Annotated in this window: 15 protein-coding genes; 8 read left to right on the top strand and 7 right to left on the bottom strand. The window is 70.5% G+C overall.

Translation table 11 applies throughout. The features are described from left to right. The first annotated feature begins 45 nt into the window (after positions 1–45). Positions 46–546: an Lrp/AsnC family transcriptional regulator gene (locus ABZ953_RS34750; RefSeq protein WP_361732679.1), complete on the top strand. Its 501-nt coding sequence runs from the start codon at positions 46–48 to the stop codon at positions 544–546. Between the two features lie 2 nt (positions 547–548). Here the strand turns inward: ABZ953_RS34750 and ABZ953_RS34745 are convergent, their stop codons facing one another. Then, positions 549–1,142, bottom strand: a complete 594-nt coding sequence (locus tag ABZ953_RS34745) for a TetR/AcrR family transcriptional regulator (RefSeq protein WP_361732678.1) — start codon at positions 1,140–1,142, stop codon at positions 549–551. After that, entirely contained in the window at positions 1,139–2,650 is a 1,512-nt protein-coding gene (locus ABZ953_RS34740; RefSeq protein ID WP_361732676.1) for a 3-hydroxyacyl-CoA dehydrogenase, read from the bottom strand. Before ABZ953_RS34740 ends, ABZ953_RS34745 begins: the two co-directional genes overlap by 4 nt. Before the next feature lie 197 nt (positions 2,651–2,847). Between ABZ953_RS34740 and paaN the strand changes: the two genes are divergently transcribed. After that, positions 2,848–4,539 carry a phenylacetic acid degradation protein PaaN gene (gene paaN, locus ABZ953_RS34735; protein WP_361732675.1) on the top strand — a complete coding sequence of 564 codons (1,692 nt, stop codon included), beginning with the start codon at positions 2,848–2,850 and terminating at the stop codon, positions 4,537–4,539. Between the two features lie 43 nt (positions 4,540–4,582). On the opposite strand, the gene ABZ953_RS34730 is transcribed toward paaN, so the two are convergent. Genes ABZ953_RS34730 through ABZ953_RS34720 form a run of 3 tightly spaced genes read right to left on the bottom strand, consistent with a single transcriptional unit; the run spans position 4,583 to position 7,621 of the window. Then, positions 4,583–5,422: a TrmH family RNA methyltransferase gene (locus ABZ953_RS34730; protein ID WP_361732673.1), complete on the bottom strand. Its 840-nt coding sequence runs from the start codon at positions 5,420–5,422 to the stop codon at positions 4,583–4,585. Positions 5,423–5,432: 10 nt separating this feature from the next. Then, on the bottom strand, positions 5,433–6,695 hold the full coding sequence (locus ABZ953_RS34725; RefSeq protein WP_361732671.1) for an HTTM domain-containing protein: 1,263 nt from the start codon (positions 6,693–6,695) through the stop codon (positions 5,433–5,435). Beyond that, the gene (locus tag ABZ953_RS34720) at positions 6,692–7,621 is read right to left on the bottom strand and encodes a DUF5819 family protein (RefSeq protein WP_361732669.1); all 930 of its coding nucleotides are present in this window, start codon (positions 7,619–7,621) and stop codon (positions 6,692–6,694) included. Before ABZ953_RS34720 ends, ABZ953_RS34725 begins: the two co-directional genes overlap by 4 nt. Positions 7,622–7,806: 185 nt before the next feature. On the opposite strand from ABZ953_RS34720, the gene paaA reads away from it, so the two are divergent. From paaA to ABZ953_RS34690, 6 genes are all read left to right on the top strand, one after another. Continuing rightward, positions 7,807–8,859, top strand: a complete 1,053-nt coding sequence (gene paaA / locus ABZ953_RS34715) for a 1,2-phenylacetyl-CoA epoxidase subunit PaaA (protein ID WP_361732667.1) — start codon at positions 7,807–7,809, stop codon at positions 8,857–8,859. After that, positions 8,856–9,146 carry a 1,2-phenylacetyl-CoA epoxidase subunit PaaB gene (paaB, locus tag ABZ953_RS34710; protein WP_055569192.1) on the top strand — a complete coding sequence of 97 codons (291 nt, stop codon included), beginning with the start codon at positions 8,856–8,858 and terminating at the stop codon, positions 9,144–9,146. The genes paaA and paaB overlap by 4 nt, the downstream gene beginning before the upstream one ends. Beyond that, positions 9,143–9,880 (top strand): 1,2-phenylacetyl-CoA epoxidase subunit PaaC, encoded by a 738-nt coding sequence (gene paaC / locus ABZ953_RS34705; protein ID WP_361732665.1) that lies wholly within the window; start codon positions 9,143–9,145, stop codon positions 9,878–9,880. The genes paaB and paaC overlap by 4 nt, the downstream gene beginning before the upstream one ends. After that, complete coding sequence (gene paaD / locus ABZ953_RS34700) at positions 9,874–10,374, top strand: 1,2-phenylacetyl-CoA epoxidase subunit PaaD (protein ID WP_361732663.1); 501 nt, start codon at positions 9,874–9,876, stop codon at positions 10,372–10,374. Before paaC ends, paaD begins: the two co-directional genes overlap by 7 nt. After that, positions 10,374–11,459: a 2Fe-2S iron-sulfur cluster-binding protein gene (locus ABZ953_RS34695; protein WP_361732661.1), complete on the top strand. Its 1,086-nt coding sequence runs from the start codon at positions 10,374–10,376 to the stop codon at positions 11,457–11,459. The genes paaD and ABZ953_RS34695 overlap by 1 nt, the downstream gene beginning before the upstream one ends. Before the next feature lie 173 nt (positions 11,460–11,632). Beyond that, positions 11,633–12,808 (top strand): acyl-CoA dehydrogenase family protein, encoded by a 1,176-nt coding sequence (locus ABZ953_RS34690; protein WP_361732659.1) that lies wholly within the window; start codon positions 11,633–11,635, stop codon positions 12,806–12,808. Positions 12,809–12,843: 35 nt separating this feature from the next. Here the strand turns inward: ABZ953_RS34690 and ABZ953_RS34685 are convergent, their stop codons facing one another. Both ABZ953_RS34685 and ABZ953_RS34680 read right to left on the bottom strand, forming a co-directional pair. Further along, positions 12,844–13,173 carry a rhodanese-like domain-containing protein gene (locus tag ABZ953_RS34685; protein WP_361732755.1) on the bottom strand — a complete coding sequence of 110 codons (330 nt, stop codon included), beginning with the start codon at positions 13,171–13,173 and terminating at the stop codon, positions 12,844–12,846. 59 nt (positions 13,174–13,232) lie between these two features. Next, a complete protein-coding gene (locus ABZ953_RS34680; protein ID WP_361732657.1) occupies positions 13,233–14,183 on the bottom strand; it encodes a hypothetical protein in 951 nt (316 codons plus the stop codon). Positions 14,184–14,237: the final 54 nt, after the last annotated feature.

The following is a 14,237-nucleotide window of genomic DNA, read 5'->3' as shown; positions in this document are numbered from 1 at the left end:
GCCTGGGATGGATGCAGTACGTCCATGGTAGGGAGGCGGGGGGACATGGCATCTGAACGAATGGCCGACGGCCGAGTCACGGAGGAGCAGGCGCCGGATCCCCGCCCTCTGGACGCCATCGACCGCGACATCCTGCAGATACTGCATACGGACGGTCGCGCGTCGATACGCTCCGTCGCCGAACGCGTCCATGTGTCACGCGCCAACGCGTACGCGCGCATCAACCGCCTCATCGACGACGGCGTCATCCGGGGTTTCGGGGCGCGCATCAACCACGAGCGCGCGGGGCAGGGCGCGTCCGCGTACATCACGCTGAAGATCGTCCAGAACACCTGGCGCACGGTGCGCGAGCATCTGCGCACACTGCCGGGTGCGTCTCACATCGCACTGGTCAGCGGGGACTTCGACGTACTGCTCCTGGTGCACACGCCGGACAACCGCGCCCTGCGCGAACTGGTGCTCACCCGTCTCCAGTCCATCCCCGAAGTACTCAGCACGCGTACGTTGCTGGTCTTCGAGGAGGACGACATGGAGCCGGAGAACTGACGTCAGCGGTCGGTGCGCAGCCCCGCGAAGGCCAACTGCACGACCGCGTCGGCGATCTGCTCGCCATTGGCGGCTCCACGGCTCTCCGGCCGGTACCACTCCACGATGGAGTTGATCATCCCGAAGAGCAGCCGGGTGGCCAGGCGCAGCTCGACGTCGGAGCGCAGATCGCCCGCCGCGGCAGCCTCCTTGAGCAGCTCGGCCACCTGCTGGTCGAACTCCCTGCGCCGCTCCATGGCCCAGCGCTCGGTGTCCGTGTTGCCGCGCACCCGCAGCAGCAGCGTCACATAGGGCAGTTCGGCGACCAGGACCTCCACGGTGCGCCGCGTGACGTACTCCAGGCGCTGCATCGCGGTGCCCACACGCGCGTGCTCCTCGACGAGGATCCCGAAGAGCCCGTCGAGGGCCCGGCTCACCGCCCTGCGCAGCAGCTCCTCCTTGCCCGCGACGTGGTGGTAGATCGACGACTTGGAGATGCCGGCCGCCTTGGAGAGGTGCTCCATGGACGTGCCGTCGTAACCGCGTTCGTTGAAGACCCGGACGGCCACGCTCAGCAGCGTCTCCGGGGTGTACGTGTCCCGCCGGGCGGTGGTCATGAGTACTCCTCTCGCACGGCCTGGCGCCGCAGTGCCTGGGAGGGCGCATAGCGCCCGGTGGGGTACTCGTCGTGCAGGACGTCGAGCGCCTCGGCCACCCGGTACGCGGTGAGCCTGCGGCCCCATTCGAGCGGTCCGAGGGGGTAGTTGACGCCGAGCCGCATGGCGGTGTCGATGTCCTCGGCGCCCGCCACCCCACGGCTGACGGCGTCGAGGGCGAAGTCGACGAGCATCCACACCGTGCGGGCCACGATCATCCCAGGGGTGTGCTCGATGACGCTGACCCTCTTGCCGAGCGCCTGGAAGAGGCCGATCCCCTCCTTCAGGCCCTGCTCGCTCACCCGGCTCGACGGGGCGAGGGCGATCCTGGTCGCGGCGGCGTAGTCCAGGGCCAGGTCGAAGTGGATCGTGGGCTCCGCCGCGGCGTCGGCGGCCGTGCCGTCGGCCAGGGCCAGCCGGACACCGCTGGGGAGCTCGATGAAGCCGGGGTAGCTCGGGACGCCCTTGCCGCGGCGGACCTGGATACCCGCCCCGCCGATCAGGCCGGACAGGGCGTCGGCCGGGAAGAGGTCTCCATGGACGGCGACGGAGGCCGGGGCCTTCGCGGGCGGGGAGGTGTGCGGTTCCGCGCGCGGGGCGTCGTCCCCGTACGCGTACCAGCCCTGGCCCGACTTCCGTCCGAGGCGGCGCGACTCGACGAGGCGGCGCTGGGCCAGCGAGGGCGTGAACTTGGGGTCCTGGAAGAAGGACTCCCAGACGGAGCGCGTGACGGCCTCGTTCACGTCCTGGCCGATGAGGTCGGTGAGCTCGAAGGGGCCCATCTTGAAGCCGCCGCACTCGCGCAGCACGGCATCGATCGTGGCGGGGTCGGCGACCCGCTCCTCGTACAGGCGCAGGGCCTCTGCGTAGAAGGGCCGGGCGATGCGGTTGACGATGAAGCCGGGGGTGTCCGCACAGCGCACCGGGGTCTTGCCCCAGGCCTTGGCGGTCTCGTACGCGCGCGTGGCCGCCGCCTCGTCCGTCGCGAAGCCGCTGACGACCTCGACGAGGGGGAGCAGGGGGGCCGGGTTGAAGAAGTGCAGCCCGACGAACCGGCCCGGCTTGCGCAGGGGGCCCGCGACGGCGGTCACGGAGAGGGAGGAGGTATTGGTGGCGAGCAGACAGTCCTCGGCGACGACTTCCTCGAGGTCCTGGAAGAGCCGCTGCTTGACGTCCAGTTGCTCCAGGATCGCCTCGACGACGAGGCCGCAGTCGGCGAGCTCCGCGAGGCTCTCGGCCGGGCTGAGCCGGGCGCCTGCCGCGGCACGGTCACCGGCCGTGAGGCGGCCCTTCTCGACGAGCCGGTCCAGGCGGGCACCGATCGCGTCGGCCGCCGCTTTCGCGCGGTCGGGCACGGCGTCGTACAGCCGCACGGGGTGGCCCGCGACCAGGGCGACCTGGGCGATGCCCTGCCCCATGGTGCCGGTACCGACCACGGCAACGGCGCTGCTGAGCTCGAGTGCTGTCATGCTCGCGATCCTCCCGCACGGCCCGTCGGCCGCAGGGTCCGGGGGTGACCGTGAAGAAGTTGTCCACAGGTTTGGCGGAGCCCCTTGTCCCGACCGATCGTTCGGTTACTCTAGCTGTGTCAGAGCGTTCCTGCCCACCGTCCCTGCCCAGCTCGCCGGCTCGACGAGGAGCCGGCCGAGGAGGAGTTGGTCCCGTCATGGCCGCCGAACTCACCGCGCACCAGCTGATCGCCAAGCACCGGCCCACCCTCGACCAGGCGCTGGAGACCATCCGCTCGCGCGCGTACTGGTCCCCCCACCCCGAACACCCCAAGGCGTACGGGGAGGACGGAAGCCTGAGCCTGCCCGAGGGCAAGGCCGCCTTCGACGCCCTTCAGGGCACCCGCTTCGACCTCGACCAGCCCGGCACGGACGACTGGGTCGGCGGCGAAGTCTCGCCGTACGGGCCCGAGTTGGGGATCACGTATCCGCACCCGGACGTGGACACCCTGCTCCCCGCGATGCGCGCCGGAATGCGCGCCTGGCGCGACGCCGGCGCGGAAGTGCGCGCGATGGTCTCCCTGGAGATCCTGTCGCGGATCAGCGCCCGCACGCACGAGCTGGCGCACGCGGTCATGCACACCAGCGGTCAGGCCTTCATGATGGCCTTCCAGGCGGGCGGGCCGCACGCCCAGGACCGCGGCATGGAAGCGGTCGCGTACGCGTATGCCGAGCAGGCCCGCACCCCCGACGCCGCGGAGTGGACCAAGCCCCAGGGCAAGCGCGACCCACTCGCGCTGAACAAGCGCTTCACACCCGTGGCGCGCGGCATCTCGCTCCTGATCGGCTGCAACACCTTCCCCACGTGGAACGGCTATCCGGGCCTGTTCGCCTCGCTCGCCACCGGCAACCCCGTCCTGGTCAAGCCGCACCCGCGCGCGGTGCTGCCCCTGGCACTGACGGTGCGGATCGCCCGCGAGGTCCTCACGGATGCGGGCTTCGACCCGAACCTCGTGTGCCTGGCCGCCGAGCGCCCCGGCGAGGGCATCGCCAAGACACTCGCCCTGCGCCCCGAGATCAAGATCATCGACTACACCGGATCGTCCTCGTTCGGCGACTGGCTGGAGGCAAACGCCCGCCAGGCGCAGGTCTACACGGAAAAGGCCGGGGTCAACACCGTCGTCGTCGAGTCGACCGACAACTACAAGGGCATGCTGGCCAACCTCGCCTTCTCCCTGTCCCTGTACAGCGGCCAGATGTGCACCACCCCGCAGAACCTCCTGATTCCGCGCGACGGCATCCGGACGGACGCGGGCGCCAAGTCGTACGACGACGTGGTGTCCGACCTCGCGGCCTCGGTGAGCGGCCTCCTCGGCGACGACGCCCGGGCGAACGGCGTCCTCGGCGCGCTGGTCAACCCCGACGTGAAGACCCGCCTCGAAGCGGCCGCCGGCCTCGGTGAAGTCGCCCTCGCCTCACGGGAGGTCGCCAACCCCGAGTTCCCGGACGCCGTGGTCCGCACCCCGGTGATCGTCAAGCTGGACGGCGCCAAGCCGGACGCCGAGGCGGCCTACCTCAGCGAGTGCTTCGGCCCGGTCTCCTTCGCGGTCGCCGTCGACTCGGCGGCCGACGCCGTGGAGCTGCTGCGCCGCACGGTGCGCGACAAGGGAGCGATGACCGTCGGGGCGTACACGACGTCGGAGGAACTCTCCGCCGCCGTGGAGGAGACCTGCCTCGAAGAGTGCGCCCAGCTGTCCCTGAACCTCACGGGCGGCGTGTATGTGAACCAGACAGCGGCGTTCTCGGACTTCCACGGCTCGGGCGGCAACCCCGCGGCGAACGCCGCGCTGTGCGACGGCGCGTTCGTCGCCAACCGCTTCCGCGTAGTGGAGATCCGCAAGGACGCCTGACCGCGCACGGCCCAGAAGAGGCCTGGCTCGGCTGCCGGGGGTGTCAGTGCGGCATTTCCGGCGGCCGTCCCGACGACGCCGACCAGTGGAACAGCGCCATGCCGACACTCGTCGCGAGGTTGTAGCTGGAGACCTGCGGGCGCATGGGCAAGGACACCAAGTGGTCGGCGCGGTGCCGCAGTTCGGCCGAGAGACCGCTGCGCTCGGACCCGAAGGCCAGCACGGCGTCGTCCGGGAGCTTCAGCCCCCTGATGTCCTCACCCTCCGCGTCGAGCGCGAACACCGGGCCAGGCGGCAGCTCCGTCACGTCCATGCGCTCCACGGCCGTCGCGAAGTGCAGGCCGGCGCCGCCCCGTACGACCGTGGGATGCCAGGGGTCGAGGGTGCCGGTCGTCACGACCCCGGTCGCCCCGAACCCCGCGGCGAGGCGGATCACCGCCCCGGCGTTGCCGAGGTTGCGGGGGTCGTCGAGCACGACGACCGGCGCCGGCCTGCCCGTACGCCCCAGTACTTCGAGGTGGGCAGCACGCGAGGGACGCACCGCGAGGGCGGCCACCGCCGTGGGGTGCAACCGCGGCACAAGGGCACGCAGCCGCTCGTCCGGAACCTCCACCAGAAGCACGCCGAGCACGTCGGTGACATCCGGTGCGAGGTCGTCCGCGAGGGCCAGGACGGCCGACCGGTCGCTGGTCAGCGCGACCGGCACCTGCGCACCGAAGCGCAACGCGTGCTTGATCGCGTGAAAACCGTCAAGCAGCACGGAGGTGTCAGCGATCCCGCGCCAAGCACGTACGGCGCCCTCGGGACCCGCACCATCCGTCCTGTCTGTCCTGTCCGACCTGTCCGACCCGTCCGCCCTGTCCGCCCTGTCCGCCCTGTCCATGGAGGGCAGCCTATGCGCGCGCCGACTCGGTGGGCTCCTCGTCCCGCTTCCCGTCCGCGGCGCGCTGCTCCGGCAGACCGCCACCACCGGCGATGCGGCGCAAGCGCGGCAGGGAAGGGCTGGAGAGCGGCAGGCGGGAGAGCGGGAGACGGGAAACCACCCCTCCACGCGCGCGTGCCGCCCAGCCGCCCATACGGCGCAGGAACGACGTCGGCAGGAACACCGCGTCGGCCGCGATCATCGCGAGCGAGAAAAACGGCAGCCCCAGGACGACCGCGATCACCGCATGCTCGACGATCATGGCCGCGAGCAGGACGTTCTTGACCCTGCGGTTGAAAAGCGTGAACGGGAAAGCCACCTGCACGGCGACGGTTCCGTACGTCACGAGGAGCACCATGACGCCGTGGGACGAGAGCAGTTCGGAGAGCGCGGGCCACGGCGAGAAGTAGTCGAGGTTCAGCGGGTAGTAGACGGCCGTGCCGTCCTGCCACCGGCTCCCCTGGATCTTGTACCAGCCCGCTGTCGAATAGATCAGACAGGCCTCGACCATGATCACCAACAGGCCCGCGTTGTGGGCGAGACTGGCCACGACGTCGAGCAGCTTGCGCAGCTCACTCCCCGGCGCGCGCCGCCCCACGGCCCACCACAGACCGTGCACCAGCAGCAGCCCCCAGAAGAACAGCAGCCACCCGCCGCGGACCTCCCCCATGAACGTCACGACGGACAGACCGAGTCCGCACACCCACCACAGAGCGAGTCCCGCCCGGTCGACCGGCTGCGCAATCCCCTCTCCACGCGCGCGTGCCGCACGCCGCGCGTCCAGCGACCACACCTGACCGCACCGGGTGAAGACCAGATAGGTCGCCATCAAGTGGATGACGTTGTCGCCGCCGTCCCCCATGAAGATGCTGCGGTTCTGCAGCGACAGCACACCGATCATGAAGAGCACGGACATCGCCCGCGTGTGCCAGCCGAGCAGCAGCAGGACGCTGCTGACCATGGCCAGTACGTAGACGACCTCGAACCAGATCTGCCCGTCCGACCACATCAGGGCGGTGAAGGCGCCGTTGCTCGCGATGAGCTGCTGCGCCATGTCCCAGCTCCAGGGGCCGTCGGGCCCGTACATCTCCTGGCGGTGGGGGAGTTCGCGGAGCAGGAAGAACAACCAGGTGGCGGCGAAGCCGATGCGGATCACCGCGGTCTGGTACGGGCCGAGGGCGAACCCGGTGACCCGGTTGATGCCGCGCGCCAGCGGGCGTTCGAGACGGCTCACCGGAAGGCCCCCTTCGTGGGTGGAACGGGCCGGTGCGTGTTCGCGGGTGGAACGAGCCGGTGCGTGTTCCCGTGTGCAGCGGTGTCGTGCGTGCCGCGCAGGCTCTGCGCGCTGCTCGCACCCTCGCTGAGCGGCAGGTCCTCGGGCTTCACCGGCCACCAGGGGAGCAGCCGGTACGACGGCTTGGTGGAGATCTTCTCCTCGCTCCACTTCGGCAGCGGCACGTTCGTGGTCTTCGAGCGCAGCTGGACGTTGACGATCTTGTCACCCTTGCCGCCCGGCGCCTCGTGGTCGAGCCGCATGTACGCGATACGGCGGACGTACCGCTCGGAGAGCTGGCCGCGCAGACCGACGGGACGATTCTTCGCGTCGTGCGACCCCACGTAGAAGTCCCAGGCCCGGCGGAGTTCGTTCTGCTGCGTATGGCTGGGCAGCAGACTGCCGTCGATGTCGGCACCGTCCTGCGCGGACAGCTCGTACCAGTCCGTGGTCCGCATGTTCCCGTCAGTCGTACGGAGCTCCGCCCGGGCCTGCACCGCGACGTTCTGTTGGAGCGGGTTGGGCGCGAAGAGCTTCCAGTTCTGCTCGAACTCGGGATAGATCCAGTCGTCGACCACATCGCCGTGCTGCTTGGTCACCGTGTTCGAGGGCGCGACGTGGAGGAAGAGCATCCCTATATGGACGCAGGCGGCCGCGGCGACGACGGCGAGGGCGCACGCCGCGGCGATCTGATATCCGAGCTTGAGCCCGGCGATACCGACCCGGGCTTGAGGCTCGGGTTCGTCCGCCGACCCCGGCCCGAGCACTGTGGTCCCACCGGCCTCGGCCGGCGTCACCCGTTCGGCCGTTGCGCTCCGCTCGGCCGCCGGACCGGGCCCGTCAGGCACTGCGGGCCCACCGCCCGAGCCCTTGTCGTACCCGTCCATTCCGCCCCGTTCCCCGATCGCGCACCGAACCCTGCCGCCGGAACGGTACTCAGGCCTGCCCGCCACGCACAGCGCCCGTGAAGTTATCCACAGGGTTGACACCTTATGGCGGAGGGCCGCACCATTGAATTCAACGAACCGAACGATCGGTCGGGCGGTTCGCATCAGGGTCGAGGGGGACCGAGATGGCGACAGCAGCCGCACACCAGGCGGCAACGACGGAGCCGGACGAGGCCGCGTCCACCGCCGCGCGCACGGCGGAGCAGCAGACCGCCTTCGACGCGGCGGTCGCCGCCGACGAGCGCATCGAGCCGCGCGACTGGATGCCGGACGCCTATCGCGCGTCCCTGGTCCGCCAGATCGCCCAGCACGCGCACTCCGAAATCATCGGCATGCAGCCTGAGGCCAACTGGATCACCCGCGCCCCTTCTCTGCGGCGCAAGGCGATCCTCATGGCCAAGGTGCAGGACGAGGCGGGTCACGGCCTCTATCTCTACAGCGCGGCCGAAACGCTCGGCACCAGCCGCGACGAGCTGCTCGACAAGCTCCACTCCGGCCGCCAGAAGTACTCATCGATCTTCAACTACCCCACGCTGACCTGGGCGGACGTCGGCGCGATCGGCTGGCTCGTAGACGGCGCGGCGATCACCAACCAGGTCCCCCTGTGCCGCTGTTCGTACGGCCCGTATGCACGCGCCATGGTCCGCGTCTGCAAGGAGGAGTCCTTCCACCAGCGCCAGGGGTACGAGTCGCTGCTCGCCCTCAGCCGCGGCACCCAGGCCCAGCACGACATGGCGCAAGACGCGGTGAACCGCTGGTGGTGGCCTTCCCTGATGATGTTCGGCCCGCCCGATGACGAGTCCTCGCACTCCGAGCAGTCGATGACGTGGAAGATCAAGCGCCACTCGAACGACGAGCTGCGCCAGCGGTTCGTGGACATCTGCGTCCCCCAGGCCGAGTCGCTCGGACTGACGCTCCCCGACCCGGACCTGGTGTGGAACGAGTCCCGGGGGCACCACGACTTCGGCCCGATCGACTGGACCGAGTTCTGGGCCGTCCTCAAGGGCAACGGCCCTTGCAACGACCAGCGCATCACCCAGCGCCTGCGCGCCCATGAAGAGGGTGCCTGGGTCAGGGAGGCCGCAGCCGCGTATGCCGAGAAGCAGGCGGCAGCGAAGCGGACAGACGTGACCGGCTCGCACGGCGACGCCGGACGACGCGGAGAGGCGACAGCATGAGCAGCTCGACCGACTGGCCGCTGTGGGAGGTGTTCGTCCGCTCCCGCCGCGGGCTCTCCCACACCCACGCGGGCAGCCTGCACGCCCCGGACGCGGAGATGGCTTTGCGCAACGCCCGCGATCTGTACACGCGCAGGAGCGAGGGCGTCTCCATCTGGGTCGTGCCGTCCGCCGAGATCACCGCCTCCTCCCCGGACGAGAAGGACTCCTTCTTCGAACCGGCCGGTGACAAGCCCTACCGCCACCCGACGTTCTACGAGATCCCGGAAGGGGTGAAGCACCTGTGACCACCCCGGCCCCCCTCGCAGCCGACGCCCCGGCCCTCCCCGCCCTGGCCCTCGGCGACGACGCCCTGGTGCTCTCCCACCGTCTGGGGGAGTGGGCAGGACACGCCCCCGTCCTCGAAGAGGAGGTCGCGCTGGCGAACATCGCCCTCGACCTGCTCGGCCAGGCCCGCATCCTGCTCTCCCTGACCGGCGACGAGGACGAGTTGGCGTACCTCCGCGAGGAGCGCGCCTTCCGCAACCTCCAACTGGTCGAGCAGCCGAACGGCGACTTCGCCCACACCATCGCCCGCCAGCTCTACTTCTCCACGTACCAGACGTTGCTGTACGGCCAGTTGGCCGCCGGAGACGGCGAGTTCGCCCCCTTGGCCGCGAAGGCGGTCAAGGAAGTCGCTTACCACCAGGACCACGCCGAGCAGTGGACACTGCGCCTCGGTGACGGCACGGACGAGAGCCACGCGCGAATGCAGCGCGGCCTCGACACGCTGTGGCGGTTCACCGGCGAGATGTTCCAGCCCGTGACCGGCCTTGCGGTCGACTGGCGAAAGCTGCAGGAGTGCTGGACCTCGTCGGTGACGGCCGTCATCGAGCGGGCGACGCTGACCGTGCCCGAGGGCCCGCAGTCCGGCGCCTGGGCCGCGGGCGCAGGCCGACAGGGCCTGCACACCGAGTCGTTCGGCCGGATGCTCGCCGAGATGCAGCACCTGCACCGCAGCCACCCGGGGGCGTCATGGTGACCACCGCCCCCACCGCACTGGAGACGGAGCTCCTGGCCCTCGCGGGCTCGGTGCCCGACCCCGAGCTGCCCGTGCTGACCTTGGCCGAGCTCGGTGTGGTGCGCGGTGTACGGGTTCTCGCCACCGGCGAGGTCGACGTCGAGCTCACCCCGACGTACACGGGATGCCCCGCGATAGAGGCCATGACGGCCGACATCGAGCAGATACTGCACGACCACGGCATGGCCCAGGTCTCGGTGCGCACGGTGCTCTCACCCGCCTGGTCGACGGATGACATCAGTGCCGAAGGCCGCCGCAAACTGGCCGAGTTCGGCATCGCTCCCCCGCGCTCCCACGCGGCGGACGGGCCCGTCCCTCTGAGCCTGTCGATCCGCTGCCCGCACTGCGGCTCGACCGACACCGAACTGCTCAGCCGCTTCTCCTCCACGGCCTGCAAGGCACTGCGCCGATGCGCCTCCTGCCGCGAACCCTTCGACCACTTCAAGGAGTTGTGATGGCCCGCTTCCACCCGCTCCGGGTAGCTGCGGTCGACCGGCTGACCGACGACTCCGTGACGCTGACGTTCGACGTGCCTCCCCCGCTGCGCGAGGAGTTCCGGTTCACCCCGGGCCAGCACCTCGCCGTCCGCCGCTTCGCCGACGGCACGGAGATCCGGCGTACGTACTCGATCTGCTCCCCGGCCCCGTCCCTCGACGCTCCGGACGAGCCCCGGGCCCTGCGCGTCGGCGTGCGCCTAGTGGAGGACGGCGCCTTCTCCACGTACGCCTTCAAGGAAGTCGCCATCGGCGACGAACTGGAAGTGATGACCCCCGCAGGACGCTTCACGCTCGACCCGGCCCCCGGCCGCTATGCGGCGATCGTCGGCGGCAGCGGCATCACTCCGGTGCTCTCCATCGTCTCGACGCTCCTGGAGCGCGAACCGAAAGCGGACTTCTGCCTCATACGCAGCGACCGCACCGCCGCTTCGACGATGTTCCTGGAAGAGGTCGCCGACCTGAAGGACCGCTGGCCCGGCCGGTTCCAGCTGGTGACCGTGCTCTCCCGGGAGGAACAGCAGTCCGGCCTCGACTCCGGGCGACTCGACGAGGAGCGCCTCACCCAGCTGCTGCCCGCGCTGTTGCCCGTGACGGAGATCGAGGGATGGTTCCTGTGCGGACCGTTCGGCCTGGTGCAGGGCGCTGAGCGGGCCCTGCGCGGTCTCGGCGTGCCCCGCCGCCGCATCCACGAGGAGATCTTCCACGTGGACGACGGCCTCTCCACTGCCTCCGCCGACTACACGGCCCCCGCGATTACCGCGCCCGCGCACAGCACGGTGACGGCGACCCTCGACGGCCGCTCGGGCACCTGGCCGGTCCTGGAGGGCGAGACGCTCCTGGAGACGGTGCTGCGCAACCGCGCCGACGCGCCCTATGCCTGCAAGGGCGGGGTGTGCGGCACCTGCCGCGCCTTCCGCGTCTCGGGCGAGGTGCGGATGGACCGCAACTTCGCGCTGGAGCCGGAGGAGACGGAAGCGGGATTTGTGCTGGCGTGCCAGTCCCGTCCGGCCACGGCCACAGTGGAGCTGGACTTCGACCGCTGACCCCCGCACCTTCGCTCCCGCTCCCTCCCTGCTCCCTCCCCATTCCCTTCCCATAGAACCTGTTCTATCTTGACGGCCCGTCAGGTACGGCGAATCAGATACCGAGAACCAGGTGCAGAGAAGCGGAAGAGGCGGCGGAGACGTCGGCCGACCGGTGCGTGGGAGGACTGGCAGTGGACTTCACCTTCACCGAGGAACAGCAGGCCGTGGTCGAAGCGGCTAAGGCGCTCTTCGCCGATGTCGTGCCGGACGGGGTGCCCAGCCCCGCCCTCACGCCGGGCGCCGTCGCCGATGACTTCGACCGCGCCCTGTGGTCCCGGCTCGCCGACGCCGACCTGCTGGGTGTCCTCATCGACGCCGAGCACGGCGGCGTGGGCCTGGACCCCATCGCGCTGTGCCTGGTGCTGCGCGAGTCCGCGAAGGTACTCGCGCGTGTGCCGCTCCTGGAGAGCAGCGCTGCCGCGGCAGCCGTACAGGCCCACGGCGGCGCCGAACTGCAGCGCAAGATCCTCCCTGCGGCCGCCCGTGGCGAACTCGTCCTGACGGTCGCCGCCCACGGCCGCACCGGACACGACCCGGTCGAACTGGCCGTCACCGCACAGCGCGACAGCGACAGCGACAGCGACAGCGACAGCGACAGCGACAGCGACAGCGACAGCTGGATCCTGGACGGCCTGCAGACGGGCGTGGCCTGGGCGCAGAACGCCGACCTCGTCGTCGTGCCCGCCCACACGCCGGAAGGCCGCACCGTTCTCGCGCTCGTCCCCCGTGAACAGCAAGGCCTCACACTCGCCGAGCAGTTCTCCACCAGTGGCGAGCGCCTGGCCGAGCTCAGCCTGCAAGCCGTACGCATCCCCGCGGCCGACGTCATCGAAGCCGACGGGGCCTGGGACCGGCTGCGCGATCTGCTCACCACCGGGACCTGCGCGCTCGCCCTCGGTCTCGGCGAGGGCGTCCTGCGCATGACGAGCGAATACACCAGCAAGCGCGAGCAGTTCGGCCACCCGGTGGCCACCTTCCAAGCCGTGGCCGTACAGGCCGCCGACCGCTACATCGACCTGCGCGCGATGGAGGTCACCCTCTGGCAGGCCGCCTGGCGCATCAGCACCGGAGCGGACGGCGCCCTGCCCACCGCGGGAGACGTCGCGGTCGCCAAGATCTGGGCGTCGGACGGTGTACGAAGGGTCGTACAGACGGCCCAGCACCTGCACGGCGGCTTCGGCGCCGACACGGACTACCCCCTGCACCGGTACCACGCCTGGGCCAAGCAGCTGGAGCTTTCCCTCGGCCCGGCGGCAGCACACGAGGAGGCGCTCGGCGACCTACTGGCCGCCCACGCGCTCGGCTAGCCCGCCCACCAGCCCGAACCGGTCTGAGACCGGTCTCAGACCACGGTGCCCGGCTGGCCCTCGTCGGTGACGACGGGTCGCCCGGCGGCCGCCCAGGCCTCCATGCCACCGGCCACGTTCACCGCGTCGATGCCCTGCTGCCCGAGGTACATGGTGACCTGAGCGGAGCGCCCGCCGGACCGGCAGATCACATTGACCTTGCCGTCCTGCGGGGCGGCCTCGGTCAACTCGCCGTACCGGGCCACGAACTCACTCATCGGAATGTGCAGCGCATCCGCGGCGTGCCCCGCCTGCCACTCCTCGTCCTCCCGGACGTCCAGCAGAAAGTCACCGTTCGAGAGGTCGTCGACGCCGACCGTGGGCACCTGAGATCCGAAAGCCATGCCCCCGACGCTACCCGACCACCACCGGGCCCCGGGCGGTACTACGCGGTCAGCCGAGCCAGCTCCGTCTCACGCTCGGCGACCTGGGCGAGCAGTTGCTCGGCGATCTCGTCGAGGAGCGCGTCCGGGTCGTCGGGGGCAAGCCGCAGCATTCCGCCGATCGCTCCCTCCTCCAACTCCTTGGCGAGGACCGAGAGGAGCTCCTTGCGCTGGGAGAGCCACTCAAGCCGTGCGTACAGCTCCTCGCTGTGGGTGAGCCGCTGCTCCTCGGGCACAGGACCCGTGGCCCACTCCTCGGACAGCTCACGCAGCAACGCCTCGTCTCCACGGGCGTACGCGGCATTGACGCGCGTGATGAACTCCTCACGCCGCTGCCGCTCCCCCTCCTCCTGCGCCAGATCCGGATGCGCCTTGCGGGCCAGCTCGCGGTAGAGCTTGCGGGCTTCCTCACCGGGGCGCACCCGCTGTGGCGGCCGCACCGACTGATCGGTCAGCATCGCGGCGGCCTCGGGGTAGAGCCCGTCGCCGTCCATCCAGCCGTGGAACAGCTCCTCGACGCCCGGCATCGGCATCACCCGTGCCCGCGCCTCCTCGGCCTTGCGCCGGTCCTCCGCGTCGCCGGTACGGGCTGCGGTGGCCTCGGCGATCTGCGCGTCCAGCTCGTCGAGGCGGGCATACATCGGACCGAGCTTCTGGTGGTGCAGGCGGGAGAAGTTCTCCACCTCCACGCGGAAGGTCTCCAGCGCGATCTCGTACTCGATCAGCGCCTGCTCGGCCGCGCGGACCGCTCTTTCGAGCCGCTCCTCGGGGCGTTCCTCAGCGCGTTCCTGCGCGCCCTGCCCGGAACGCTCTTCGGACCGCGCCGCGGACCGCTCCTTGAGCCGCGCCTTCAGCTGCTCCTTGAGCCGTCCTTCCGCACCCGGCTGCTGTGCCCCCTCTGCGGGAGTCTCAGGAGTCTCGGGGGGCGTCGGCTCGGCTTCCGGGATCGTCACCCGTCCAGCGTAGGCCACCGTGGCCCCGGCCCTGGAAACCCGCACCACCGACCC

Origin of the sequence: Streptomyces sp. NPDC046465 (assembly GCF_040646035.1) — a bacterium.
GTDB lineage: Bacteria > Actinomycetota > Actinomycetes > Streptomycetales > Streptomycetaceae > Streptomyces.
The sequence above is the reverse complement of the archived record's forward strand: the minus strand, read 5'-3'. Positions and strand labels throughout refer to the sequence as shown.

Bases quoted from the DNA above. Each gene is read 5' to 3' on its own strand.
- ABZ953_RS34750 (WP_361732679.1), top strand. From the start codon at position 46: ATGGCATCTGAACGAATGGCCGACGGCCGAGTCACGGAGGAGCAGGCG.
- ABZ953_RS34745 (WP_361732678.1), bottom strand. From the start codon at position 1,142: ATGACCACCGCCCGGCGGGACACGTACACCCCGGAGACGCTGCTGAGC.
- ABZ953_RS34740 (WP_361732676.1), bottom strand. From the start codon at position 2,650: ATGACAGCACTCGAGCTCAGCAGCGCCGTTGCCGTGGTCGGTACCGGC.
- paaN (WP_361732675.1), top strand. From the start codon at position 2,848: ATGGCCGCCGAACTCACCGCGCACCAGCTGATCGCCAAGCACCGGCCC.
- ABZ953_RS34730 (WP_361732673.1), bottom strand. From the start codon at position 5,422: ATGGACAGGGCGGACAGGGCGGACAGGGCGGACGGGTCGGACAGGTCG.
- ABZ953_RS34720 (WP_361732669.1), bottom strand. From the start codon at position 7,621: ATGGACGGGTACGACAAGGGCTCGGGCGGTGGGCCCGCAGTGCCTGAC.
- paaA (WP_361732667.1), top strand. From the start codon at position 7,807: ATGGCGACAGCAGCCGCACACCAGGCGGCAACGACGGAGCCGGACGAG.
- paaB (WP_055569192.1), top strand. From the start codon at position 8,856: ATGAGCAGCTCGACCGACTGGCCGCTGTGGGAGGTGTTCGTCCGCTCC.
- paaD (WP_361732663.1), top strand. From the start codon at position 9,874: ATGGTGACCACCGCCCCCACCGCACTGGAGACGGAGCTCCTGGCCCTC.
- ABZ953_RS34695 (WP_361732661.1), top strand. From the start codon at position 10,374: ATGGCCCGCTTCCACCCGCTCCGGGTAGCTGCGGTCGACCGGCTGACC.